The following is a 25,930-nucleotide window of genomic DNA, read 5'->3' as shown; positions in this document are numbered from 1 at the left end:
CGATCCTAAGGCACCGAAGTGCCCCTCCCTTCGGGCTACGGGAACCGGTTCATCGTGTGCTTTCTCCGATTCGGAGTCGTCGCCTCCGATGAATGTATCGCTCTTTCACTCGCAAACAACTCTCTCCGATATTCGCCTTACCAGGGGGCCGAGTCTCTCGCATTATTCTGCTGGCTGACGGAACTTCGCGAATGTCAGGGTAACGGAGGTAATCCGAGTTCCACGAGGAACTGGTTGTGGGCGTTCTTGGACTTTTGAATCTCGCGTTCAATATCGACCAGTGCGGCGTGCGTTTGTTTCAGGTCGATCTGGACTTCATCCTCGGCGTTGCTGACATACCGGGAAATATTCAGATTGAAGTCGTTGGCTTCAATCTCCTTCATCTTGACCCGGCGCGCGTACTTCTCGACCTGCTTCGGCCGATCTTTATAGGTGCGAATGATCCGGCCGATATGCTCGTCCGTCATGACATTCTGGCGTTTCCCTTTAGAGAAATTCTCGGGGCCGCTGGCGTTGATGAATAAGACGTCGTCCGGCTTCTTGCACCGTTTGAGCACCAGGATGCAGACGGGGATGCCGGTGGAGTAAAACAGGTTGGCGGGGAGCCCAATGACCGTGTCGATATGCCCGTCTTTGAGCAGCTTGGTGCGAATGCGCTCTTCCGCGCCCCCTCGGAACAGGACACCGTGCGGCAAGATGATCGCCATCACTCCCTGCTCACTCAGATAGTGGAAGCCATGCAGCAGGAACGCAAAGTCGGCTGCGCTTTTGGGTGCCAGTCCGTAGTTCTTGAACCGGACGTCCTCACCCAGCACCTCGTTCGGTTCCCAGCGATAGCTGAAAGGAGGATTGGCGACGACGGCATCGAACTTCGGCACTTTCGCCGGGTTGGTCTCGCGGAGCATGTCCCAGTCGTTAGTCAGCGAATCACCGTGATAGATCTCGAACTCGGTATCTTTGACTCCATGCAGCAGCATGTTCATTCGCGCGAGGTTGTAGGTCGTGATATTCGATTCCTGGCCATAGATCTTCCCGATTGTTCCTCCTGCCTCCCTGACATGACGGCGGACGTTGAGCAAAAGTGATCCTGACCCGCAGGCGAAATCCAGGACACTCTCCAGCCGCTTTCGAGGGCCCATCGTCGGTTCATGGCCGTCGAGTGTGACGATGGCTGACAGGATGTCGCTGATTCGCTGCGGCGTATAGAACTCGCCCGCCTTCTTGCCCGAGCCTGCTGCGAACTGGTCGAGCAGGTACTCGTAAGCATCGCCGAGCGTGTCGGTGTCGGTAGAGAACAGGGCCAGCCCCCGTGCGATCTCACTGACGACCGAGCAGAGCTTGGCGTTACGGGCTTCATAGCCCCGTCCGAGTTTGTCCGAGGCCAGGTTGATCTCCGAGAACAGACCGTGAAACGCGTTCTCGAAGGAATCTTCCTCAATGTACTTAAACGCCGCCTGCAGAGTATTCAACAGATCGCCGCTTTGCGTTTTGGCCAGGTGAGCGACGTTCGCCCAGAGATGCTCAGGCTTGATAACGTAGTGCGCCTTACGCCGCATCTGTTTTTCGAACCCGGGAACGTCCTTCTTGTTTTCAGCGTACCAGACGGAGAGCGGAGTTCGTCCGCCGTTGCCGATCGCGCTGGGGTCGGGGTAGTCCTTCCTCAACTCACGCTTCGCGGCCGCTTCGTAGTTGTCCGAGAGGTAGCGGAGAAACAGGAACGCGAGCATGTAATCGCGGAAATCATCCGCGTTCATTGACCCTCGTAGCTGGTCTGCAATGTTCCAGAGAATCTTGCCGAGTTGTTTTTGATCGTTTTCGGTCATGGTCTTTAGTTGCCAAACTCCGTGTCTGAATTGGAGGACATCAGCTTCCGACGGAGCTCAATCGCCTCTTGGCGAATCTCTTTGGGTACGTAGTAGTAGACGCGATCTTCCTGAGGAGTGATCACCGCTCCGAGTCGCGGCAGATAGGCCCCGATCGCCACAGGTCTCTCGTCGACCAGCACGCGAATCGTATTGACGGCAGACTGGTTTACAGGATCCTTTTCCTCCCGGTACGGCTGGCGATACTTCCCTTTCACCGTGTCGGCCAGGCAGTACATCGACGGTTCCTCATAATCCTTGGCTTTCAGCAACAAGTGCAGGTCTGCCTCCCATTTCCCGAAATCATTCGATTTGAGGGGATTGACGGGCGGCGGCGGCTCGACCATCGCTAACCCATCACGATTGAGGAATCGCCTGGCGCAGTCCGCGAGCGACTTGTCACTGTGCCCAGTCCACCGCTGAATTTGTTCCAGCACTGTGAACTCCTCGACAGCGAGATAGTCAGAAACCGGCATCGTCTCGTGATTGGGGTCTTCGGATTTCCAGAACTGTTCCAGAACAGGATTCGCGTTGACGTTGATCCCATTCTTCCTGAGTTCATCAGCGCGCTTCCACATTGCCTGCAGCAATACCTCAAATCCGCGTGTGGTCTTGTGCAGGTAAACATTTTGGTACATATAGTACCGGGCGAAGATGTATTCCTCGATTGCCATCGCCGACTTGGCAGGCCACACAAGATCCGTTTCGTCGTCATGAAACTGCATCGTGGTCAGCAATCGGTGCCAGTCGAAATGGCCGTATCCGGCGCCAGTGAACAGACTGTCGCGACGGAGATAGTCGAGCCGATCGACATCAAGCTGGCTCGACATCAGCGCTCGTTGCCACGCCGGATGCTTGGTGTCCTGGGAATTGATGAGGTCGGCAACGTGGTTCGGGAGATAGGCATCTTCCCGTTTGAGGATCTCGTGGACCTGCGATCCTTGGTCGAGGATCACGGCCATCGACCATTGCTCGTGATTAATACCAAGACAGGGCTCGAACAGATGGGAAAATGGACCATGTCCCACGTCGTGTAGAAGTGCCGTCGCCAGCAGCGCCTGCCGTGCCTTCCTGATTCGTTCGGCGTCACTGACTCGCTCGAGATGTTCGAGTACAAGCTTCATCAGGTGGGTGACGCCAAGGCTGTGCGCGAATCGCGTATGATCTGCACCTGGGTAAGTGAAGTTGCTCACACCCAGTTGATGAATACGACGCAACCGCTGGACCTCACGACAGTTTGCGAGATCAACGAGCCACCCGTCGCGATTGCGATCGAAAGCGATGTAATTATAGAGCGGGTCACGGAAGACCTTGTCAGACATGCAGTCCCCGCTCGCTAGGTCGCATCTACCGCATGAAATCGTTTCGCCAGCTTCAAGGCGTTCTGACTTGCGGGAAACTCAGGGGCGACTCCTTTGAACTGGCAGGCCAGTTGCAGGGCCTGATCCCAATCCTGATCCGTTGACTGACTGAAGTAAAACAGGATGGTCGAACCGAGTTCAAGCTGCCAGAGGTCGCTTCCGATCAGTTCCTTGCCGAGCTGTTCAAACCGCTGCATTCCCTCATCGATCGTCTGCTCGAGGAATTGGCGCGTGATCGGCTTCAGCTGGTAGACATACTGCGACCCGAAACGAGGTCCCCCGGTCTCATCCACCAGACCGGCGGCCACAATCTCATCGCAGGCATCGGCGACGTCGCACGAGTAAGGCCCGAAGTGGTGAAGTGTGTAGACGCATTCGAGCGGGCAGCCCGCTGCCTGAAGAAAGTAAACGACTTTTTGCAGCCGTTTACGGCCCTGCAATCCGGTCTCACCTGCCCAGGAGAGCAGTGTCGCGAGTTGCAGCCGGTTCATCTCAATTTCTCCTCGCGGTCATCCACAACATTCGTCAGTCCCAACGTGATCCGACATGTTATCGTCGTGACCGACGTGCGTCCAACAGTCTAACTCGATGCTCGATTCCTTGTCATTGCGGTTCCGACTCGGCAGAACATCCGCTCAGGCCCCCTCCGATGACGGTAACAGTTGCTGCATCAGGCCCTTTTTGTGTGTTCGCAGGCTGTTCCGCTTTTGTGATACGGAATCAATCAAGACGTCTAGCGAGCAGAGACACGCGGCGATTCGCTGCTGCTCGACAAGGGTGGGAGGCCAAGTCAACGCAAGCGAACTGAACCTTGAACTGCCTAGATGTGCGACTGAGGTTGTTTTGGTTGAAATGCTCGCGAATGTTCCGTCCTTCTGGCATTGCCTAAATGCTTGTGCAGCGAAGTCGGGACAAGTAGACGGGAAAGCTCGAAAGCGAAGTAGCTGATTCTGCATCGCGCAGCGTTGTTGGAACTGACCGCGATAGATCGACGTACGGCCCACAAGTTCTAATGATTGGCCTTCGTTCAACAGAACGTCCCCATCTAGAATTTCAAACCTGGCGAATTCAGAGTCAGTCATTGGCATCGTGAGCACATCTGACAAATCGATCTCGCCGTCCAAGACGTTTTTTGTACGCAGATAAGGTCGCGGCAAACCAGGCGCAGTGGCCGCCAATGCCTTTCCCGCGAGTACTTCTCCTCGGTTATCGACTCGCTTTGTCTCCCATTCCCCTTCATCGCGGAACTCGGGAAAACGCAGTCGGGGGCGGGATTCGCCTTCTTGGGGGAAGAGTTGCTGCATCAGCCCTTTCTTGTGGGACCGCAGCGTTTCCAGCTTTCGCTCTTCGGCGGCAATCCACTCATCCAACGACGTCAAACACGCCGCAATCTTTCTCTGCTCGACGAAACTTGGAATCGCGAATCTAACTTTCCTTATCGCACTCCCAATGATCTGAGGCTGGGCTGATCCGGAAATAACGTCCGAGAAACCTCTGTGTTTCAGATAGTGATAGAGAAATCGATGCGACGTTGCCGTCGAATCGATCTCATCCAGACACATTGAGTTGCCCGTTATGTAACTCTTTGCCGGGATTAACAGTACTTCACCGCAGGTCGACCCACGGCAAGTTACCGCCACAGTCTCGAATTCGTGGTTAAAGGTATCGTGGTGACCGATCAATCCATTTGCGCCGTAAACAGGGAAACCGTGGTCGCGCAAATTGGCGAAAGTAAGCGTCGGCCACTGCTGGGGCCGACAGACGTTGCCAAGTAACGTGCCCGTCCACCCCGGCTTGTCCCGGAACTCCGGAAAACGCAATCTCGGTGTCAGCACTTTCGTTTGATCGTCCTTCTTTGCCACGTTTCACCCCTCGTACGCGCTGATGCCGGAGATCTCTCTTCCGGCAGCACGCTTCTTGAGCAGAGGAACAAGATCGGTCATCAGGGCCTGTTCCTTTTCCGCGCGTTCGCGCCAGCCGAGGTCGAGCGGTTCGAGAAGGTCGTTGAGTCGCTCGGCGTCGAAGATCATGGGGGGCTGCAGGATCTGATCGACGAACGCCTGCAACGCCTCGTAGCTCAGGCCGTGACTGTCGGCCGTCGCTGCCAACTCCCGGGCGTCCCGTTCCGCCTTGAACTGCCGGTAACCTTCACGAACGGCGTTCTCATCCAGCGGCTTCCCCGCCTCCAGCGAACGGACGTATTCGGTGATCGCTTCCCGCTCGTCCATGAACTTCGCGTCAGACGCGATCAGCCCAATGAGCTGCTCGCGACTCATCTTCGCCTTCTTCGGGTCCTGCCCGGTGAAGCGCGAGATCAGCCCCATGATGTAGTCGTAGTCGATCATCGCCGATGCGAACAGGACGAACTCGAAATCGAGCTGGTCAAGCTCCGCAGGCTTCGGAGCATCATCCTTGCTGCCGGGCTTATTCTGTTGTTCACGCAGACGCTGAGCGGTTTCCAGGTATTTTCCACGGAAGCCTTTCAGCGTCTCCCTGGGAAGGGTCTGTTCGATCGTCTGTTTTTCTTCATCAGTAAGGTCGGTGTACTGGTCGAGCTGGGTCTGCAGCCGCTGAACTTCCTTGAATTGCTTCACAAAGGCGACCCGGGCGTCATCCCCTTTCAGATTGGCAACCGCTTCCGGTTTCGTTTCGAGTCCCTGAGAGGACATGAAGTCCGCCAGACTTTGAACCGCCTCTTTCAGTTTCTCGATGACCTTCGGAGCCTTGTCGACCAGCCAGATCTTGCGGGCCTGCTCTGCGGTGGCACCGGAGAACATCTGAATCGCTTCATCCACGTTCGCGTGCTGGCCACGGAAATCGAGGATGTGACCGTAAGGTTTACTTGCGTTGAGAACGCGGTTCGTGCGGCTGAACGCCTGAATCAGGCCGTGGTACTTGAGGTTCTTGTCAACGTACAGCGTGTTGAGGTACTTGCTGTCGAAACCGGTCAGCAGCATATCCACGACGATCGTGACATCGATCTTTTCACGCCCCTTCTTCGGCAGGTCGGCGTTGGAGAACTGCTGATCCTTGATCCGTTTCTGCACGTCCTGATAGTAAAGGTCAAACTCGTTGATCGAGTGATTCGTGCCATAGGTTTCGTTGTAAGTCTCGATGATCAGCTTGAGCGCCTTCTTTTTGCCGTCGGGATCATCCTGGTTGTCGAAGCGTTCCTGGATCAGATCTTCCTGAATCTGGCGCACGTCGGGACTAACATCACCGGGAGGGGAAAAAACACAGGCGATGTTCAGGGGCCTGAAATCAGGGTCGTCAATCTTTTTCCCCGTCTGCAGACTGTCAAACATGGACCAGTAATCAATCGCGTCGTTGATCGAGGAGGTCGCCAGAACGGCATTGAAACGACGGTTGGACGTTGCCGCATCGTGTTTCGCCAGAATCGCTTCCACGACCGCACGCTTGGCCAGCGTTTCCCCCGGCTTGAGCAGCGTTCCGTCGGGCAGTTTATAGTATTCGACGTTGAACCGCAGGACGTTCTGATCTTCAATCGCGTGCGTGATCGTGTATTGGTGCAGGCGCTGCTGAAACAGGTCTTCTGTCGTGCGGAGCTGCTTGACCTCGCCAGTAACCTGCCGAACTGACGCGTTCTCTTCAAAGATCGGTGTCCCGGTGAACCCGAAAAGCTGGGCGTTGGGAAAGAACTCTTTGATCGCTTTGTGATTGTCGCCAAACTGCGACCGATGACACTCATCAAAGATGAATGCGATCCGCTTGTCGCGCAAAGGGGAGAGACGTTCGATGTAGTTACGCCGGTTTGTCGGGTCGAGTGCCAGTCCGAGCTTCTGGATCGTGCAGACAATGACTTTGTCAGCGTAGTTGTCGGAGAGCAGGCGACGGACGAGTGACTCGGTATTGGTATTCTCTTCGACACACCCTTCCTGAAAGCGGTTGAATTCCTCGCGGGTCTGCCGGTCGAGATCTTTCCGGTCGACGACAAACAGGCATTTTTCAATGGTGGGATCGTCTTTCAGCAGCGTGGAGGCTTTGAAGGAAGTGAGCGTTTTGCCGCTTCCTGTCGTGTGCCAGACGTAACCGTTGCCGTTGTTCTTCTCGATGCAGTCGACGATGTGCTTCACGGCGTAGATCTGGTATGGCCGCATCATCAGCAGCTTCTGCTCGCTGGCGACGAGGACCATATAGCGGCTGATCATTTGCCCGAGAGTGCACTTGGCGAGGAACTTTTCGGCGAAGTCGTCGAAATGTGAGATTTTGGTGTTGTCTTCCGTCGCATACTGGTAGATCGGCAGGTACCGCTCTTCGGCGTCGAAGGCGAAGTGACGGGAGTTATTGTTCGCGAAGTAGTAGGTGCTGTCACGGTTGCTGACGAGGAAAAGTTGCACGAAGCAGAGCAGCGTCCGTGTGTAGCCATTGCCGGGGTCATTCTTGTAGCCGACGATCTGCTCCATCGCCTTTCGCGGGTTGATCCCCAGGGTCTTGAGTTCAATCTGCACGCACGGTACGCCGTTGATCAGCAGCATCACGTCATAACGGTGGTGGCTGTTGTCGGTGTTGATCCTGAGCTGGCTGATCACTTCGTAGGAGTTTTTGCACCAGTCCCTGATGTTGACCAGTGTGTAGTTGAGGGGAGTTCCGTCCTCGCGGGTGAAACTGTTGATGCTGCGAAGGGTTTTGGCGGCGGCGTAAACGTCAGAGGTGACAATCTCATCGAGCAGTTGATCAAATTCACCATCCGTCAGCTTAACCCGGTTAAGGGCCTGAAACTTCTGTCGGAAGTTCGCCTCAAGCGCACTCCGATCACGAATGTCGGTGCGAACCTCGTATTTGAGTTCGCCCAGCCGTGCGATGAGCTGTTCTTCCAAGTGTCGTTCTGATGAGGTCATAGTGGCGGCCACTGTAGCCCGAAGAACTTCAATTTGAAACGGGACCGGGAGGGAACTTCAGTGCTCCCCCAGTGTTCGGTCTTCTTGATGACCGACGCGGGGTTGGCGGAAAGTGGCTTTTAGCAGCTCAGTCGTGGCTTCCACCGACACAGGGTCGTTGGAGAGCAGGATGAGGTCGCTTAAGCCGGACTCTTTAGCTGAGCAGTCATGGCTTCCACAGACACAGGGTCGTTGGAGAGCGGGATCAGGTCGCTGACCGGACTCCTTAGCTGATCAGTCGTGGCTTCCACCGACGCGGGGTCGTTGGAGAGCGGAATGAGATCACTTGGCCGGACTCTTTAGTTGAGCAGTCGTGGCTTCCACCGACGCGGGGTCGTTGGAGAGCGGGATGAGATCACCTGGCACGACTCCCTTAGCGGATCAGTCGTGGCTTCCACCGACGCAGGGGCGTTGGAGAGCGGGATGAGGTCGCTGACCGGACTCTTTAGCTGATCAGTCGGGGCTTCAAACGACACAGGGTCGTTGGAGAGCGGGATGAGGTCACTTAAGCCGGACTCTTTAGCTGATCAGTCGGGGCTTCCACCGACGCAGGGTCGTTGGGGAGAGGGGTGCGGTCACTTGGCCCGGCTCCTTAGCTGAGCAGTCGTGGCTTCCACCGACACGGAGTCGTTGGAGAGCGGGATGAGGTCCCGGACCCGACACATGGGAACGATTCAGATCGCTCATGGGTTTTCAGGCTGCCGTAACCTGAGTGAATCGTGCCGGCAATTTCTGAACTGCTGAAACACCTTTCGGCAGTTTCCTGGCGATCGACTTGTTCGATAGTCCTGTTCTGGATTTCAACTTCCTCTGTTCGGGTTGTCTACTGGACCTTCGACGTTCGAGCAGTTTGGAAACCCCACATCCGTTCGTGCCGACGGGGACGTCGGCGGTCCCGGGATCGCCGACGTCCCCGTCGGCTTTCTTTCGGGCTTGGCGGCTTCTTACCGACGCGAGGTCGGGGAGTACGGTTTTGCTTGGAGTTGAGAATAATCGAGGGATCATTCCGCCGACAGCTCACCACCGGAGTGGCCGATTACCTGCTGGTGAGCGTTTATCAGGGCGCGATGGAGTCCAAAGGTTTGGATGTTTGGGCTCGCGGGATTGCGGTTTGTTGCTGACACTGTTCGTGTGGGAATTCTTCGTTGGACAGGTGAGCAAACCCGAGGGGGCTTGTCAGATGGTGGAATACCGTGATGAAAGAGACTCAGCGGCTCCCGTGCGTTCTGCTCAGCGAGCGTTCGGGTGGTGGACTGAGACCTGATAGCTGGCGTGATTCGTCTCGATGTGCGTTGTCGCGGTCGAGACTTGGCTGAGGATCGGGTTGTGAGGCGCACGGGTCTGTGTGGAATTGTTGCGAATTCGACGGGTTCTACTGACGCTGAAAAGTCTTTTTGACGGTCGCTGTCGGGTGACTCGTGGGAATCGGATCAGACTTCGAGACAGGCCGCCAAGGTCATCTGTGATCGGCGTCAGTGGAGAGATGAGGTGTCGCAAATGAAAGCGTCAATGACTTTGGTGCCGTTGTGTTGGTTCCGGCACACTTACACGCTCCATCAGAAGGACGATGCTGGAGCGTTGAGAGTGCCGGATGATAGGCACGTTTGTCGAGGACAGGAACGGGTTGGCCAGCCTGGCCAACCCCTGGCCAGTCGGTGGCCAGTCCCAAGTGCTGAATGGATCATGGTTTGTGCGATTTTCAGGGGACTGGCCCGGCTGGCCACAGAATTACGGAAGGGCGAATCCCAGTTTTTACGGCGGTCCTCGTCGATGACTCGCCACGGAGATGACACGCAACCGGATTCCCTGTGCCGGCCGGGGGATGAACGGTACTGGAGCGACGAGCCAGGAGCATTGGGAAACGGGGGAACTGAAAAGCAGGGACAGGGTCGCGAAGCGAACCGAGTCCAGGTTCTTGAATCGACGGCTGGCCAACGGACCGTGAGGCTGGGGTGAGGGAGGGAACGCTTAAAGCCCAATAGGGCCACCTGCCCCGGCTTCGAGTTGAGACGCACAACGAAACGACACATCGGCTATTTGACAATTCGGGACAGACGGAGTTGCCTCCGGATCTCATCGAGAGGGTTGCGGAGGGTGGCATTTTGAGGTGATGGACCGCAGGCTCCTCTTCGAAAAATAGAGACAAGCACTGCAGAGCGTGCCAGCCGGGATTTTCAAGAGACGATCAGCCGCGATCCTGGCCGGGCGATTCGATGCCCATGTATTTGGTTCTCGTTCCCCGAACTCGTTCGTGGGGCTCTGGAATCGCCTGACGGGTGCGACCGATCTCTGCCTCGCGGCGGACTCTCTGCCCTCCCAATCACTGTCCCCGGCCGTTGCAGGTCCGGCCATCGCGGTGGGTAGAGAACTTGCATATCCGAGAAATGAAACTTGCCCAGCTGACAATGAAAAAACCGTCGAGAAAACAGACGTTTTCTCGACGGTTGATGCGGAGAGGGAGGGATTCGAACCCTCGGTAGGAGGAATACCCCTACGCCGCTTTAGCAAAGCGGTGCTATCGGCCACTCAGCCACCTCTCCGGCTGACCAATCGAAGTCGAAACTATAGCCAATGAATCCTGAAAAACAAGTCGTGTTGATACCTGACAAAAAATGAGTGAAAATTTGCCCGTTTCTCGTGATTTTGCCGAATTCCGCTCACCGCGTCGGTGACCGGTAGAAACCCGCAATCCTCCCCTGACATCCTCAGCAGGTCGTAAAGTTGCTCCGGTCCTTCGACGTGCCGCCAACCGGTTGAGGTTACTCTCGATTCAACAGAGACGGGTCGCTTTCAATGCCGACAAACTTAGACTCCTCGATCTCGAATTGTATACCGTCCGACGAGAACCTCAGGCACGCAATCACACAGTCCCCAACCTCGTCTAAGATGGCTCCCGTCGTTCCACCTTGAACTTCCAAGGTGTTACCTTCAGATTCGACAGTGACCACCAACCTCGCCCTTTCCGCGACCCATTTGGCGTCGCAAGCAAAAAGCCAAGGTCGCTGACCAAATTCCTCGAACAGATGGGGTATACCGACATCGACCTCAGCTTCTGTGAAACCTGTGACAGCGATTCGAGTTCGCACTCTTGTCATGACAACGCCCCTTCCGAGCAGACTGTAAGCGTGCAATAGAACTCCAGCAGTCTCATTCTCCGATCACTTTGACAAGCACCCGCTTGGGCCTGTGACCATCGAATTCACCGTAGAAAATTTGTTCCCACGGTCCGAAATCGAGTTTGCCGTTGGTGATGGCGACGACCACCTCCCGCCCCATAATCTGGCGCTTCATGTGGGCGTCAGCGTTGTCTTCACCTGTTCGATTGTGGTGGTATCGAGCGGGTGAGGGGTCGAACGGGGCGAGTTCTTCCAGCCACTTCTGATAGTCCTGGTGCAGGCCCGGTTCATCGTCATTGATAAAGACGGATGCCGTAATATGCATGGCGTTGCAGAGCAGCAGTCCTTCTTTGACGCCACTCTTTTCCACGAGTTTTTCAACCGTCGGGGTGATGTTGAGAAAGCCCATCCGGTTTGGAATCTGAAAGTACAAATACTCTGTCAGTGACTTCATGTGGAACCTCCGGGACGCGAAGCGGATGAAACCGTTTGAACGGATCCGGCCAGGTGTTGGATACGAATCTTTCGCAGCGTAGCACACGCGGCAAAGTCCTTGAACGAAGCTTCTCACAGCCCTCACTGGTCTCACAGAGCGGTTGGAAACAGGGTTTCAGCGGTCGGTGGATGGTACCGCGGTTAAGGGTGATGCGAGTGGCGAGCCATTCCCCTGTCTGGTAAAAAATCATTTTTCTGATGGATTTGATCGAAATGAAGCGGAGAGCGGGCATCGATTGCGCGAACGTGCTCCCCTTCCCTGCCGCCCTTTTTGAGCAGAACCTCGTTCTGAAAATTGTCTGAAAACGGTCCGCACTTCGGTCGACCCTTTCCGCGAGTTCAGGAGCCGGTGTTTCCCAGGAACCACCGCGAGAGTTGGATCGAATTTCACCTTCGCCCGAGTTTGAATGATTTTTTGAAAGTAAGTTCCATGGCAACGGTTTATGACGTCTACGGCGTCGGCAATTCGCTGGTCGATATTCAGGCTCGCATCGAAGACTCAACCCTTGAGAAACTGGCATTCGCGAAGGGGATCATGACGCTGGTCGACGACGGGACTCAGACTCGAGTTCTGGAATCGATTCGCGGTGCCAAGATCAATCGCTGTGCCGGGGGATCCGCGGCGAACACGATCGCGGGCCTGGTCGAATTCGGTGGTAAGGCGGCCTATGCGGGCAAGACCGGACAGGATGAACTCGGCGAGTTCTGGCTGAAAGACATGCGGAACCTGGGAGTCACGATCGAAGTTCCTCAGGTGGCCGGACAGACCGGAGCGTGCGTCGTGCTGATCACAGACGATGCACAGCGAACCATGCTGACCCACCTCGGTCTTTCGGCCACGCTGAGCGCCGACGACATTTCTGAAGCGGAAATTCAGAAGTCGAAGTATGTCTACATCGAAGGGTATCTCTTCGCCGGAGAGACCACCAAGGAAGCGGCCCTGCGAGCAATCGAACTGGCGAAGAAGAACGGCGTGAAAGTCGCCTTCACCGTTTCCGATCCCTTCCTGATTTCGATGCACCGCGAGCTGTTCCTGCACCTGCTCAAGGATTCAGTTGACCTGCTGTTCTGCAATCTGGAGGAAGCGCGCAGTCTGACAGGCAAGACGGATCCCGTCGATTGTGCTCAGGTGATTCATCACCACGCCGCCGACGTGGCATTGACCCTGGGTGCCGATGGGTCGCTGTTGATGCAGGATGGCCAGGTCATCCCGATCGAAGGGGTCACCACGAAAGCGATCGACACGACCGGTGCAGGCGATATGTATGCCGCAGGGATCCTCTACGGCATCACTAACGGTCTGAACTGGAAGCAGGCGGGCCACCTGGCATCTCACGCCGCCGCACGCGTGGTGTCTCAGATGGGTGCTCGCCTTCAGCAGCCGTTCACCAAAGCCGACGTCGCCAAATTGCTGGAAGGGATCTGATCGCACTGTGAGTCGCCGCTGAGACGATTTTTGAAGCGGTCTGACAGGAACACGCCCGGTTTGGACGAACGGATCTGAAGTTCGTCCAAACCGGACGTACTGTTTTTCTTGCCTCCCGTCTCTTCGGGAGAAAAAGAGCCTCCACCGGATCAGGTCTGCCGCCGGACGTGCGAGGAACAACGCCACCCACTTCACGGAAGGGACGTCACATTCACTTGTTCCAGGTTCGTCGGCCCAAACACCACTTGCCGCTGTGCCGTCTCGGAATTGACCCGGTCTATTCAACGGACCATACTAATACGTTATCACGTTCATGGCAGGGCCATTCGGGAGTCTCCTCGATCCTCCCGGCGACTTTCATTCAAACGTGAAGCGGCAGCGACAGGTTTTCGATGGCTTTGCGACGGTGGCACCCGACCACCGTTGTCTAAAAACGTTGTGCGGTCATCGATTTCACGAACTGCTGATGATCAAGTTCGGTCCATCGAGTTTGCGAGGCATTGCTGATGCCGGTCGTACGATTTGTTAGCGCACTTTTTTGCTGTGCCGTTCTCACGTCTCTATGCCCGATCGTCGCTCACGCCGACGACGCCGCCGTTGACTATGCCACTCAGGTCAAGCCGATTCTGCTGAAGCTTTGTGCCGACTGCCATGGGAAGGAAACACAGCAATCCAGTCTGCGGTTGGACTCAGCGAAGGGAGTCACGACGGGGGGCGATTCGGGCCCCGCAGTCATCGCTGGAGATTCCGCTCGCAGCCTGCTCATCCATGCCATCACAGGGACCGAAGGGGCATTACAGATGCCTCCGGATGGAGACAAATTGGCCGAGGCCGATATTGCCATGCTGCGACGCTGGATCGATCAGGGTGCTCATTCTCCTGCGGATGAAGTGACGGAACCGGCCGTAGCGAAGACAAGTCGACACTGGGCGTTTCAACCAGTCCGACGAGTGATCCCCCCGACGGTCGAAGCACCTTTCGCCCGACACAATGGGATCGACAATTTCATCCAGGATCGCCTGCTGCGGGAGGAGCTGACTCCTTCTGAAGCTGCTGACAAAACAACACTCGTGCGGCGGGTCCATTTTGATCTGCTCGGACTTCCCCCTTCGGTCGAGACCGTGCAGGAATTCGTGAGTGACTCGTCTCCCGACGCTTACGAACGGCTTGTGGACCGGTTGCTGGCGTCCCCTCATTTCGGTGAGCGCTGGGCGCGCGACTGGCTGGATTCGGCGCGCTACGCCGACTCCAACGGATTCACTCGCGATCAACCTCGAACCATCTGGAAATACCGGGACTGGGTGATCGATGCCCTGAACCAGAACCTGTCGTTCAAGCAGTTCGTGATCGAGCAGATTGCCGGCGACCTATTGCCTGATGCGACGCTGGAGCAACTTGTCGCCACCGGTTTCCACCGGAACACCCTCATTAATGAAGAAGGGGGCACAGATCCAGAACAGTTTCGTGTTGAGGCGGTCGTAGACCGGGTCAACACCACGGGGGCTGTTTTCCTGGGACTCACGGTCGGCTGTGCACAGTGTCATGACCACAAATACGATCCGATTTCGCAGCGGGAATACTATCAGCTCTACGCGTTCTTTAACTCGAATGAGTTCCACGCTGGCGATCCGACGGCGCCGCGGATCGATGTTCCGTCCAAAGAACAGATCAGAAGCGGCGAGCCCGAGCGATGGAAAGCGATACAAAAGACAATCCAGCGTCTGGAGCAGGAACTGAAGGATCAGACCTCTGCCATCGCGGATGACCTGACTGCCTGGGAAAAGACACTCACGGAGGAAGACAAGGCCAAGTTGCCATTCAACGTGAAAAACGCTTTGGATCTGCCCCCCGTTGATCGGTCGGAAACGCATAAGCGGGATCTGGACGCTTACTTTCGGCGATTGCCAGTCTCCCGCTCAAAGTATCCACAGCTGGATGAGATTGGTCGCCTGCGTCAGACAGCTCCCCAGTTCGCAACCACGATGATCACACGGGAGATCAATCCTCCGCGTGAAACCTACATCCAGATCCGAGGAGACTTCCTTCGTAAGGGTGCCCCGGTGCAACCGGCCATCCCCGCGGTCCTCAAGCAGCCTGCTGCACAAGCAGCTTCCCCAGGTCCTGAACTCGCATCAATCACCAATCGCCTGGAACTGGCCGAGTGGCTTACCGCACCGGAAAATCCACTCACTCCCCGGGTGATCGCCAACAGGTACTGGCAGCGGATCTTTGGACGGGGAATTGTTGAAACGGAGAATGACTTCGGGATCCAGGGGGATCCACCGACTCATCCGGAGTTGCTCGACTGGCTGGCTGCAGAGCTTCGACGTGACACCACGTCGACGGGAGCCGCCAGGGACAATGCAGCAGACGCCACCAGCCCACCACAAGTCGCTGCGTCGGATCCCCGGGCCTGGGATCTCAAGGCGTTCTTGAGAGGCCTGATTCTGTCTGCGACCTACCGTCAGTCATCTCATTCCCGTAGTGATCTGATTGAGCAAGATCCGCTGAATAAGTTATTGGCCCGTCAGTCACGCATTCGTGTTGATGCCGAAATGATTCGCGATGCCGCATTGACGGTCAGCGGATTGCTCACCACAGAGCTGGGTGGTCCCCCGGTTTACCCGCCACAGCCGGAAGGGGTTTTTGATTTTACTCAGGACAAGAAGCCGTGGAAGACGTCAACCGGACGCGATCGGTTCCGAAAGGGGCTTTACACGCACATCTGGCGTTCCAGCATCTATCCCGCGATGGCCGCGTTTGACTTCCCGGAACCGAATGTCGCGTGCACGCGGCGAATCCGTTCCAATACGCCACTGCAGTCATTAACGCTGGCTAACGACCAGACGTTTTTCGAGTTCGCACGGGGTTTTGCCGTTCGATTGCTGGAAGCACCTGCCGGGGACGACAGTGATCGACTGATGCACGCGGTTCAGGTCGCCCTGGGACGTGAGCCGAATTCGCAGGAACTGGCTCGATTGCGAGGGTTTCTACACGAGCAGCGGGATCGCTTCGCGCAGGACATTCCGGCAGCCGAAGCATTTGCCCCCAACCCGGCCCCCGCGGGGATATCGCTGACGGAGGCTGCGGCCTGGACAGCCGTCTCACGCGTGCTCTTGAACCTCGATGAATTCATTACACGCGAATAGGAAAATGCTGGCGGGTGTCCACCTGATTCGACAGTTTGCGAGACCCGGGAACGGGGCGAAACCCCATTGCCTCCGACCTCGTCCGGTACTGATCAGCCCATCATGTCACGCTTGGTGATGCGCATGACTTCTTCGAGTGTCGTCGATCCGTCCAGGACGCGCTGGAAGCCGGACAAACGCAGGGATATCATCCCCTTTTTGAGAGCGTAGTCTCGCATCTCTGCGGTACTGGCCCGGTTGATGCAAAGCTTTCCAATTTCAGGATCGGTGCGAAGAAGTTCAAAGATCGCCCGGCGGCCAGCGTACCCACTTCCCTTGCACTCGCGACAGCCAATTGGTTTCCAGAGGAAATCGGGTGCGGGAACGGGGAAGTCCTCTGGAATCTCGTCCGGATCGGGTCGGTATTGTTCCTTGCAGTGTTTGCACAGCACGCGGACCAGTCGCTGGGCGAGCACCCCTTCGACGGTGCTGGAGACCAGATAGGGTTCCACGCCCATATCAATCAGACGGGCAAATGCTCCCGGTGCATCGTTGGTGTGGAGCGTGCTGAATACAAGGTGTCCGGTAAGTGCGGCCTGAATCGCTGCTTCGGCCGTTTCACCGTCTCGGATTTCCCCGATCAGAATCACGTCGGGGTCGTGACGCAGGATGCTGCGAAGCCCAGCGGCGAATGTCAGGCCGACTTTTGAATGGACCTGAATCTGGCTGATACCCGGATTCTGATATTCGACAGGGTCTTCCACCGTGATGATTTTCACCGTGGGGTCCTTGATCTCATTCAGCGCACTGTAGAGTGTCGACGTTTTACCGCTACCGGTGGGACCTGTGACGAGGATAATGCCGTGTGGGAGACCGATCAGTTCGTGAAAGGTCTGGGCCATCTGATCGGGCATACCGACATTCTTCAGATTGAAGACCATGCGTCCTTTGTCGAGGAGTCGCATGACCACCCCTTCTCCATGAACCATCGGAATGATGGAAACACGAACGTCGATTTCGCGGCCAGAGATGCGCAGCTTGATTCGGCCATCCTGGGGAATTCGCTTCTCGGCGATGTTCAGTTTGGACATGATCTTCAAACGAGTGACGATCGCCGCGAAGAAGTGCGAGATCGATTCGGGGACGGGTTGCACGCGCAACAGCCCGTCCACGCGGTAACGAACCGTCAAACCGTACTCTTGCGGTTCGATATGCACATCGCTTGCCTGCTGTTCGAGCGCTTCCACAAGCAACTCGTTGACCAGTTTGATCACGGAGGCATTTTCGGCCTGCTGGGCCAGATCAGAGTCATCCGTAGACAGGTCGCTGAGAAGTTCGATCCCCTCGGCGGACCGCTGAGCAACCAGCTCGTTCAGGGTATCCCCCCCGACCCCGAGATGCTCTTTGATGAGTTCAATAACATCGAGTCGTCGAGCGAGGACCGGTTCGAGATGGAATCCGCTGACAGCCGAAAGCTCTTCAATGGCTTCCAGATTGAAAGGGTCACTGGTGGCAACGATGACACTTCCGTTGCGTCGCCCCAACGGCAACAACGCATGACGAAACACCGCCGTCGTCGGAAACTGCATGAGCAGTTCCTTGTCGATGGACTCTTGCTTGACCTCCACAAAATCCATCCCGAGTTCTTCGGCGAACGCTCGCAGGACATCATCTTCCTTGACGACGCCCATCTCAACAAGAACGCGGTCGACACGCTTCCCTGCCGCCTGAGGCAAAGCCGCTTCGACCTGAGGCCGGGTGACGAGATTATGCCGAATCAGAGTTTGGGCGATATCCATAGTGCGACGGTAACGCTTGTGAGGGACGAGAACTCAGTTCAGACAGCACCACAGCGAAGATGATGACAGCTCACCAAGGTTCATCGAGTAGCCTGGTTTTCGGGGAAGTATCGATGGGGGGCGAAAAGAGCTTTTCATACGAGCGGGCGGGATGCAAAACACAGAACGACGAAGTCTTGCGGTGGAGTCCCTCAAATCCTCTCACAGAAGAACGTCCGTAAGAGGGACATGATGATCTCTCCAGGGGCAGGATTCAAATCCAGTCCGTGACATCGGCTCGACCCGCTATTCTTGGCAATCTGTCTCAGTGTGTCGATGATCTTTCCAAACGTTTAAGTCCCATTTCAGGTTACACTTGTCCCCCTTGCGGACAACCGCCCCGCGGCCACCATGTAGAGACGATTTTCAGCCTCAACCTTATCGAAGGGGGCTGGGCACCCGATCGACTGAGCTCTCGGAAGGCATCGTGAACGAACGGGTTGCGAGCACAGAACAAGAACGACCTGGACGAACCGAGGTTCGTCCAGGTCGAGAAGTGCAGTTTGCACTGGCCATTATCAGGCGAACAATTACTTGCAGCGTCCTGAAGCGATCAGCTTGCTGGCGTTGCCAGCCTGGCCGAATGAAACCATACGGGCCACGCAGACCTGCTTCATGGCTTCCCGAGCGGGCTTCAGATAGTCGCGCGGGTCGAATTTTTCAGGGCTGGTGGCGAGGAGTTGGCGAATGGCACCGGTGATGGCCATACGGCAATCGGTGTCGACATTGATCTTGCGGACACCACTCTTGATTCCGCGCTGAATTTCTTCAACGGGAACGCCGAAGGTCTGCTTCATCTTCCCGCCGAACTTGTTGATGATGTCCTGCAGTTCCTGAGGAACAGACGAACTGCCGTGCATCACGAGGTGAGTGTTTGGCAGCTTCTTGTGAATCTCTTCAATTCGCTTCATTGCCAGCACTTCGCCGTCTGGCTTCTTGTCGAACTTGTAAGCGCCGTGACTGGTGCCGATGGCGACGGCGAGCGCATCGACCTTGGTCGCCTTCACAAATCGTTCCGCCTCGTCAGGATCGGTGAGCAACTGGTCGTGCGAAAGTTGACCCGAAGCACCGTGTCCGTCTTCGGCTTCCCCTTCCCCTGTGTCGAGTCGTCCCAGGCAGCCCAGTTCTCCTTCGACGGAGACACCGAACATGTGAGCCACTTTGACGACTTCAGAGGTGACGGCGACGTTGTAGTCGTAATCGGCAGGTGTTTTGCCGTCTTCTTTCAGCGAGCCGTCCATCATGACGGAGGTGAAGCCATACTTGATGGCGCTGCAGCACGTCGCTGGACTGTTCCCGTGGTCCTGGTGCATCACAATGGGAATCTCGGGATACAATTCAGACGCGGCAAGCATCAGGTGCCGCAGGTAGTTGTCCTGAGAGTATGCACGGGCACCGCGAGACGCCTGTACGATCACGGGGGAATCGGTTTCCCGAGCAGCTTCCATGATCGACTGGATCTGTTCCATGTTATTAACATTGAACGCGGCCACGCCGTAGCTGTTTTCAGCAGCATGGTCCAACACGACGCGCAGTGGAACTAAAGGCATTGTCTTCTAACTCCTGAAACCGGCGAAACCCCCATCCTGTCTCGTAGCGGGCCTGCCCCCAGTGGGCAGACTCTGGAAATGATCGAGATCGGGGTTTCCAAGCGGTAGAATATCGATTTTCAGGCGTTGACGTTAGTGACGTTGATTCGAAAATCGAAATAAACGGCACAACCTGCCCTCGTACCTCTCGACAATCGTCACGAGGGGTGATCTGCTCGTTTCCCCCCGTTCGAAGGGGGTCTATCCCATAAATCGGAACTGGTGCGAAAGCCGCCTGACTGACGTGCCTCACGGCCCGAAAGTCATTAGACTGTCAGTTCGCAGATTCAGGGACCGGCGCGGGGACGCGGCAGGGTGTGCCCGGAGTCGTGTCGAATCAGGGATGCCATCGGCACTGTTTTTTTATTTGCGTCCAAATTGACCTCGAGATTGAAATAACAATATGGCGGATTTGCAGACTCAACTATTGGTACTTGGTGCTGGACCAGGCGGATATCCGGCCGCATTCGAAGCGGCAGATCATGGAATGCAAGTGACGCTCGTTGACGAAGGGGTTCGCCCCGGTGGCGTTTGCTTGAATCGGGGATGTATTCCCTCGAAAGCCCTGCTGCATGTCGCCAAGCTGATCAACGAAAGCCACGAATCAAGTGCCATCGGCGTAAACTTCGTTCCTCCCAAAATCGATCTGCCGAAGCTGCGCGAATGGAAGAATTCCGCCGTCGTCGGCAAGCTGGCAGGTGGCGTGGGGGAACTCTGTCGTGCCCGCGGAGTCCAACTGATCAGTGCGCGTGGAACGTTCCTCGACGCCAACACCATTGAATTGAAATACCCCGACGGCAAAACAGACAAGTTGAAGTTCGAAAAGGCGATCATCGCCACGGGCTCGTCGCCAGCAATGCCTCCTGCGTTCCAGATCGGTGATCCGCGAGTGATGGATTCAACCGGAGCTCTGGAACTGGCCGATATCCCTGGCAAGCTGCTGATCGTCGGTGGTGGCTACATCGGGCTGGAAATGGGTACGTTCTACTCCGCCCTGGGCTCGAAGGTCACTGTTGTCGAACTGACCAAAGACCTGCTGCCAGGAGCCGATCGCGAACTTGTTCGCCCACTGCAGAAGCGACTGGAATCGCAGTTCGCGGCAATCCATCTCAACACCAAAGTCGATGGCCTGACCGCCTCCAAAGCGGGGATCACGGCCAAGCTGACCGGTGAAGGCGTTAAGCCGGAACAGACGTTCGATCGCGTCCTGGTCTCCATCGGCCGTCGACCGAACAGCAAAGGCTTCGGACTAGAAAATACCGGCGTTGCCGTCGACGAGAAGGGCTTCATCAAGGTTGACGGTCAGCGTAAAACCAACGTCGATCACATCTATGCGATCGGCGACATTGCTGGCGAACCAATGCTGGCCCACAAAGCGACGCGTGAAGCCAAGGTGGCCGTCGAAGCCATGCTGGGCGGCCCGGCCGAGTTTGACAACATCGCTATTCCAGCAGTGGTCTTCACTGATCCGGAAGTCGCCTGGTGTGGTCTGACCGAACCTGAAGCGATCGCCAAAAACCGCGAAGTCAAAGTGGTCAAATTCCCGTGGGCCGCTTCAGGTCGCGCGATTACGCTCGCCCGCAGCGAAGGCCTGACGAAGATGATCGTCGACCCCAAGACCGAACGTGTTCTGGGCGTCGGAATCGTTGGTGTGGGAGCAGGCGAAATGATCGCTGAAGCAACACTCGCGGTCGAAACAGCCGCCGTTGCCCGTGATCTGGCCGAAACGATTCACGCTCATCCAACACTCAGCGAAACCCTGATGGAAGCCGCTGAAAGCGTCTACGGCCAGGCGACTCACTCGTACCGGCCCAAAAAACGCTAAACGAATGCACGAACGCTTCCGGCGTGACGTTCATTCAGAAAGACGCCGCCTGCTGTCGAGATCCCTCGAGAGCAGGCGGTTTTCATTTGCCTGGCCAGTGCTGCCGATGCTTCGTTCTGTCGGCGTCGCCTGAGTCCGAAGCAGCCTGCTCTGTCGATGTTCCCACAGCGAGGACGACCACGTCAGAAGCGGCAAGCATGAAAGTCCGCCGGGTTACCAGGGGCGACTTTGCCAGCGACGTGTATCGCCTCCGAATGGTGGATAGGTGCTGGATCGAACTTGTTGCACAGGGGGATTCAAGCCACCGATGTAGTAAAGCCCCGCGGTCATACCGAGTCCCGCGACGAAGCCACCGACGTGAGCCCACCACGCGACTCCCCCACCACCGGCTTCGGTTTGAAACCCGGACAGAACCTGGAATGCAAACCAGATTCCCAGAAAAATCGGCGCTGGAATCGGCATCAGGCGCGAGAAGATGCCCAACGGAATCAGCGACATCACCGAAGCGCGCGGGTAGAGCCACATATACGAGCCCATCACCCCCGCGATCGCACCGCTGGCACCAATGGTCGGTATATAGGATGTGGAGTCGGCCATGATGTGCATGATGCCAGCGGCCAGACCGCTGACGAAGTACATTACGGCAAAACCAATATGTCCGAATCGATCCTCGACGTTGTCTCCAAAAATGTACAGGAACCACATATTCCCTACGATGTGCATCAAGCCACCGTGCAGAAACATGCATGTGAATAGCGTCATCAGCGGCGAAATCGGAGACGAAAGATCGAGAACCTCGCGCTGCCGTCGACCCGACTGCGATTGCGTTTCGACGATGATCTCACGGGCCTTGGGATGAGTAACACGTAGTGGGATCATCCCATACTCCCGCACGATCTGCTCGCCCCCGTTCGGTGCGGTGAGCTGAACGAAAAATGCAACGACACAAGCAGCAATCAGCGCATAGCTGACGAAGGGGAATCGCAACGAAGGGACATCGTCCCACAGGGGAAACATGCAGCGACCTTAATTATGTGGCGACATAAGATTCAAGAACTCGGGCGAAGGCGCCGTAGGTGCCGCCATCGAACAGCACAAATCGTACCATCATCGGTGATGATTGTACGGTAACGAATGACCGGACTTCGGCAAGCGAGTTCTCGGCGGCGAGATCGACTGGAAAACGATATGCACCGGTACTGATTGCGGGAAACGCGATCGATGAACATGAATGCTTCACCGCCAATTCCAGACAACGTCGAATGCACGAGCGAAGCAGGTCAACTTCCCCCTTTTGTCCTCCTCGCCAGACAGGGCCCACGGCGTGGAGAATCACCTTGGCGGGCAACAGCCCGGGTCCCGAGGGGACCGCGTCTCCCGGAGGGCAACCAAGGGGGAACCTGGCCTGCGTTTCGGCCATAACAGTTGGACCGGCCGCCCGGTGGATCGCCCCGTCAACACCTCCCCCTCCAGCCAACTGAGGATTCGCGGCGTTTACAACGGCATCGACAACTTGTTGAGAGATATCTCCCTGCTGGAGTTCCACACGACAGACACCAAACTGCACTTTCATTTAGCATTCTCGTTTCGGCCGCGATTCGATCGCGCGCCTGATTATTCCGATGACGTTTTCGCGTTCTGAGCCAACCAGGGGCAGCCGCGGTGCACGGGTCAGTTCTGAACCGTATCCGCATTCCTGCACGGCTAATTTGATGTACTGCACCAGTTTGACGTGCGTGTCCAGATGCAAAAGAGGTGTGTACCAGCGGTAGATCTCGCGGGCCGCTTCCCACTGGCCCGAAACCGCCAGATCCCAGACCAGGCGGTTCTCGTGGGGAAACGCATTGACGAGCCCCGAAACCCAACCTTTGGCCCCGAGCAGGATGCTTTCGAGAATCAGGTCATCCACACCGCCGAACAGGATATATCGATCTCCACAGACATTGTAGAGATCGGTAATGCGGCGGGGATTATCGGAGGACTCTTTAATGACCTGTAGCGTCGGTTCATCCGCCAGTTCGAGAAACATTGTCGGTGTGATATCGACCCCGTAAACCGGGGGATTGTTGTAGACCATGATCGGCAGATCAGTCGCGTTGGCCACCGTCCGAAAGTGTGTGATCGTTTCGCGCGGGTCCGATTTGTAAACCATGGCTGGCAAGACCATCAGACCGTCGACGCCAACCTCTTTCGCTGCTGCAGCGTAGCGACACGCAAAAGCCGTCGTATATTCCGCCACACCCGTCAAAACGGGAATGCGACCGCGGACCAGATCCACAGTCGCCTTGAGCACATCAAGTTTCTCCTGCCGTTCCAGGGAACAGTTTTCGCCAACGGTCCCCAGCATCACGACGCCGTGAATCCCCGCGTCGATCATCTGCTCCAGATGCCTCAGAGTACTTGGAATGTCGAGCGACTGATCGCGATGAAAGTGTGTAATTGCCGCCGGAAAGACGCCCTGCCACGTGACATTCATCGCAGTCCTCGCTCTGAGAGATGACTTGAAGCGGGAAAATCGGAAGTGATCAGTTGATCATATTCGGCTTCGGTCCCCGATTAATCAAGAATGTGGCGACATCGTGGAGGAAATCGCGTATGACCGTGGTTGCGGCCTCGGGCAATTCAGCTTCCACCAATGCTTCATCCATCAGCTTGACCCAGCGATGCCGGGCTGCCTCATCGATTGCAAACGGCGCGTGACGCATCCGCAACTGGGGATGTCCTCGCTCCTGCAGATAACGGTCGGGTCCACCGAAACGGAAGATCAGAAAACCCTTCAGGCGATGTTCGGCCCCAGCCAGATCGTGAGCAGGATACATCGGTCCGAGGATGTCGTCTCCGGGAACTCGCCGATAGAAGGCAGCCACCAGTCGTTCAAACCCCGTCTCACCAATCAGATTGTAGACACTTGAGATCGCGTTTTCGTCGGGCATAATCGTTCTATGGCTTGGAGACTGTTTGGACGGGCAGTCCGGGAATCGGTTGCGGTTCTCGATCAACGTTCAACCGCCCGTCTTTCAAGAAATTCAATGTCTGCGTCTGTACGTCTTCGTGCCACAGCAGATGTGAGTGCATTGCATTGACAACGCCGAAGTCTGATGCGCCGGGTAACCTGGTGCTGTCGACCGTGACAGTTCCATCGTCATCCCCGGGAATCAGGGGATTCCATCCGCAAGCCGTTCCACTGGATCCGGCAATCACGGCGAACTCGAATTTCGGCACAGGAAGCTGTGGAATCAGTCCGTTCGAACGAGTTCCCAGTTGGCGTGCACTTGGCCCCCCTGCGGTTCTGAGCAGCCAGCTTCGGCGAGTCAAATCAGCCAGTTCCGCACCTTGATTCGGTGTCCCCAGCATCACCATCCGTTTGATCCGGGGATCATCAAATTCCTTGGTGTAAGCTCGAACGACCAGTCCACCCATGCTGTGGACGACGAAGTTGATTTCGCTGACTCCGTCGAGCGATTGAATCACCTTGTCCAGGTTGCGCGCGGCCTCGGGAATGGAAATCTGGGTGCTGGGATAATCAAACTCGACCGTCTGGTACCCTGCATTCTGCAGACTCTTTCCTAATGATGTCATACAGCGGGAAGATTGCAGCAGACCGTGAATCAGGATCACGGCAGGCCCGTTCTTCGGCGCGAGATTTCGTTCGCGAGCGATCTCGTCCAATACGGTCCGACACTCGGCGAAAGTCCCATTCGTATAACGCAGGCTTTCAGGATCGATCAAACGGCATTGTCCGCTGAACACGTTCTGCTGGATCCGCCATCCACTGCAGTGGTAAATATCGCCCCAGAACTGACGTCCCCCCGCCGTTTTCGACTGCACCGCATCTTCGGCTTGTCGCTTGATCGTTTCGAACCATGATCGCGACAGCGATTCTTCGGCAGCGGACACCGAGCTGCTCAGCGTAACATGCCCGGTCAGCAGCAAGATTGTGCAGCCGTAAAAGCGTAGGCGAGAAAGAAAATCCATACCTGACCTCATCCTGACTCCGACCAAATTCTTGATTTTCGGCTCTCGGCAAACCGTCCGGGAATTGTTGTCAAAGTTCCTGTTTTAGGAAAGACGATTCCCGAATCGTCACAGCAGCCGCTTTCCTCCAGCAAGAATGGGCATTCAAATGTAACTCCTGAACTCCTCGTTATTTACGCGATGGAAAAGGCCTCGTCACGCCGAAGCGGCACGCATGGCTCAAGCATTATATCCCGCCCGGAGTGAATTATTCATTGGATTCAGACCAAATGGCAGAATTGAACGCGTTGCCTGAACGATCGAGAAGCGATTAAACTTCTGATCTGCCCACCATGACCTCGCCGAAAGCGGCTGCCGATAACCAATAACACTCGGAATCAGGGAACGTCGATCAGCCGCCCCGGAGCGAATACGATG

16 protein-coding genes, 1 tRNA gene and 1 pseudogene are annotated in these 25,930 nt (G+C 56.3%); 3 read left to right on the top strand and 15 right to left on the bottom strand.

Annotated features, from left to right (window positions below; all coding sequences use genetic code 11):
- Window positions 1-194: 194 nt before the first annotated feature.
- From ACGY09_RS20095 to ACGY09_RS20060, 8 genes and pseudogenes are all read right to left on the bottom strand, one after another.
- On the bottom strand, window positions 195-1,823 hold the full coding sequence (locus tag ACGY09_RS20095) for a type I restriction-modification system subunit M (protein ID WP_397569162.1): 1,629 nt from the start codon (window positions 1,821-1,823) through the stop codon (window positions 195-197).
- A gap of 5 nt (window positions 1,824-1,828) precedes the next feature.
- Entirely contained in the window at window positions 1,829-3,184 is a 1,356-nt protein-coding gene (locus ACGY09_RS20090; RefSeq protein ID WP_397569161.1) for an HD domain-containing protein, read from the bottom strand.
- A 14-nt stretch (window positions 3,185-3,198) separates the two neighbouring features.
- Window positions 3,199-3,714: a hypothetical protein gene (locus tag ACGY09_RS20085; protein ID WP_397569160.1), complete on the bottom strand. Its 516-nt coding sequence runs from the start codon at window positions 3,712-3,714 to the stop codon at window positions 3,199-3,201.
- A 144-nt stretch (window positions 3,715-3,858) separates the two neighbouring features.
- The gene (locus tag ACGY09_RS20080; protein ID WP_397571893.1) at window positions 3,859-4,602 is read right to left on the bottom strand and encodes a hypothetical protein; all 744 of its coding nucleotides are present in this window, start codon (window positions 4,600-4,602) and stop codon (window positions 3,859-3,861) included.
- A gap of 6 nt (window positions 4,603-4,608) precedes the next feature.
- Window positions 4,609-5,058: pseudogene (locus ACGY09_RS20075) on the bottom strand (restriction endonuclease subunit S); the annotation flags it as partial.
- Window positions 5,059-5,088: 30 nt separating this feature from the next.
- The gene (locus tag ACGY09_RS20070; RefSeq protein WP_397569159.1) at window positions 5,089-8,082 is read right to left on the bottom strand and encodes a type I restriction endonuclease subunit R; all 2,994 of its coding nucleotides are present in this window, start codon (window positions 8,080-8,082) and stop codon (window positions 5,089-5,091) included.
- Window positions 8,083-10,571: 2,489 nt separating this feature from the next.
- A tRNA-Ser gene (locus ACGY09_RS20065) sits at window positions 10,572-10,661 on the bottom strand.
- 607 nt (window positions 10,662-11,268) lie between these two features.
- The gene (locus ACGY09_RS20060) at window positions 11,269-11,691 is read right to left on the bottom strand and encodes a secondary thiamine-phosphate synthase enzyme YjbQ (RefSeq protein ID WP_397569158.1); all 423 of its coding nucleotides are present in this window, start codon (window positions 11,689-11,691) and stop codon (window positions 11,269-11,271) included.
- A gap of 471 nt (window positions 11,692-12,162) precedes the next feature.
- On the opposite strand from ACGY09_RS20060, the gene ACGY09_RS20055 reads away from it, so the two are divergent.
- Both ACGY09_RS20055 and ACGY09_RS20050 read left to right on the top strand, forming a co-directional pair.
- Window positions 12,163-13,158, top strand: coding sequence for an adenosine kinase (locus tag ACGY09_RS20055; RefSeq protein ID WP_397569157.1), 996 nt, complete (start codon window positions 12,163-12,165; stop codon window positions 13,156-13,158).
- Window positions 13,159-13,664: 506 nt separating this feature from the next.
- Window positions 13,665-16,307 (top strand): PSD1 and planctomycete cytochrome C domain-containing protein, encoded by a 2,643-nt coding sequence (locus ACGY09_RS20050; protein ID WP_397569156.1) that lies wholly within the window; start codon window positions 13,665-13,667, stop codon window positions 16,305-16,307.
- Between the two features lie 92 nt (window positions 16,308-16,399).
- Here the strand turns inward: ACGY09_RS20050 and ACGY09_RS20045 are convergent, their stop codons facing one another.
- A complete protein-coding gene (locus ACGY09_RS20045; RefSeq protein WP_397569155.1) occupies window positions 16,400-18,085 on the bottom strand; it encodes a GspE/PulE family protein in 1,686 nt (561 codons plus the stop codon).
- A 569-nt stretch (window positions 18,086-18,654) separates the two neighbouring features.
- Entirely contained in the window at window positions 18,655-19,674 is a 1,020-nt protein-coding gene (fba, locus tag ACGY09_RS20040; RefSeq protein ID WP_373653193.1) for a class II fructose-bisphosphate aldolase, read from the bottom strand.
- Between the two features lie 442 nt (window positions 19,675-20,116).
- Between fba and lpdA the strand changes: the two genes are divergently transcribed.
- Entirely contained in the window at window positions 20,117-21,538 is a 1,422-nt protein-coding gene (gene lpdA / locus ACGY09_RS20035; protein WP_397569154.1) for a dihydrolipoyl dehydrogenase, read from the top strand.
- 213 nt (window positions 21,539-21,751) lie between these two features.
- Here lpdA and ACGY09_RS20030 read toward each other — a convergent pair whose 3' ends face one another.
- From ACGY09_RS20030 to ACGY09_RS20010, 5 genes are read right to left on the bottom strand one after another with little or no spacing between them, the layout of a single operon-like run.
- The gene (locus tag ACGY09_RS20030; RefSeq protein ID WP_397569153.1) at window positions 21,752-22,555 is read right to left on the bottom strand and encodes a rhomboid family intramembrane serine protease; all 804 of its coding nucleotides are present in this window, start codon (window positions 22,553-22,555) and stop codon (window positions 21,752-21,754) included.
- Between the two features lie 13 nt (window positions 22,556-22,568).
- The gene (locus ACGY09_RS20025; RefSeq protein WP_397569152.1) at window positions 22,569-23,111 is read right to left on the bottom strand and encodes a macro domain-containing protein; all 543 of its coding nucleotides are present in this window, start codon (window positions 23,109-23,111) and stop codon (window positions 22,569-22,571) included.
- Window positions 23,112-24,014: a dihydrodipicolinate synthase family protein gene (locus ACGY09_RS20020; RefSeq protein WP_397569151.1), complete on the bottom strand. Its 903-nt coding sequence runs from the start codon at window positions 24,012-24,014 to the stop codon at window positions 23,112-23,114.
- A 49-nt stretch (window positions 24,015-24,063) separates the two neighbouring features.
- Window positions 24,064-24,471 carry a globin gene (locus ACGY09_RS20015; RefSeq protein WP_397569150.1) on the bottom strand — a complete coding sequence of 136 codons (408 nt, stop codon included), beginning with the start codon at window positions 24,469-24,471 and terminating at the stop codon, window positions 24,064-24,066.
- A gap of 7 nt (window positions 24,472-24,478) precedes the next feature.
- Window positions 24,479-25,513, bottom strand: a complete 1,035-nt coding sequence (locus ACGY09_RS20010; RefSeq protein ID WP_397569149.1) for an esterase/lipase family protein — start codon at window positions 25,511-25,513, stop codon at window positions 24,479-24,481.
- Window positions 25,514-25,930: the final 417 nt, after the last annotated feature.

The organism is Schlesneria sphaerica (assembly GCF_044336245.1).
In the GTDB taxonomy this organism is placed as follows: Bacteria; Planctomycetota; Planctomycetia; order Planctomycetales; family Planctomycetaceae; genus Schlesneria; species Schlesneria sphaerica.
The sequence above is the reverse complement of the archived record's forward strand: the minus strand, read 5'-3'. Positions and strand labels throughout refer to the sequence as shown.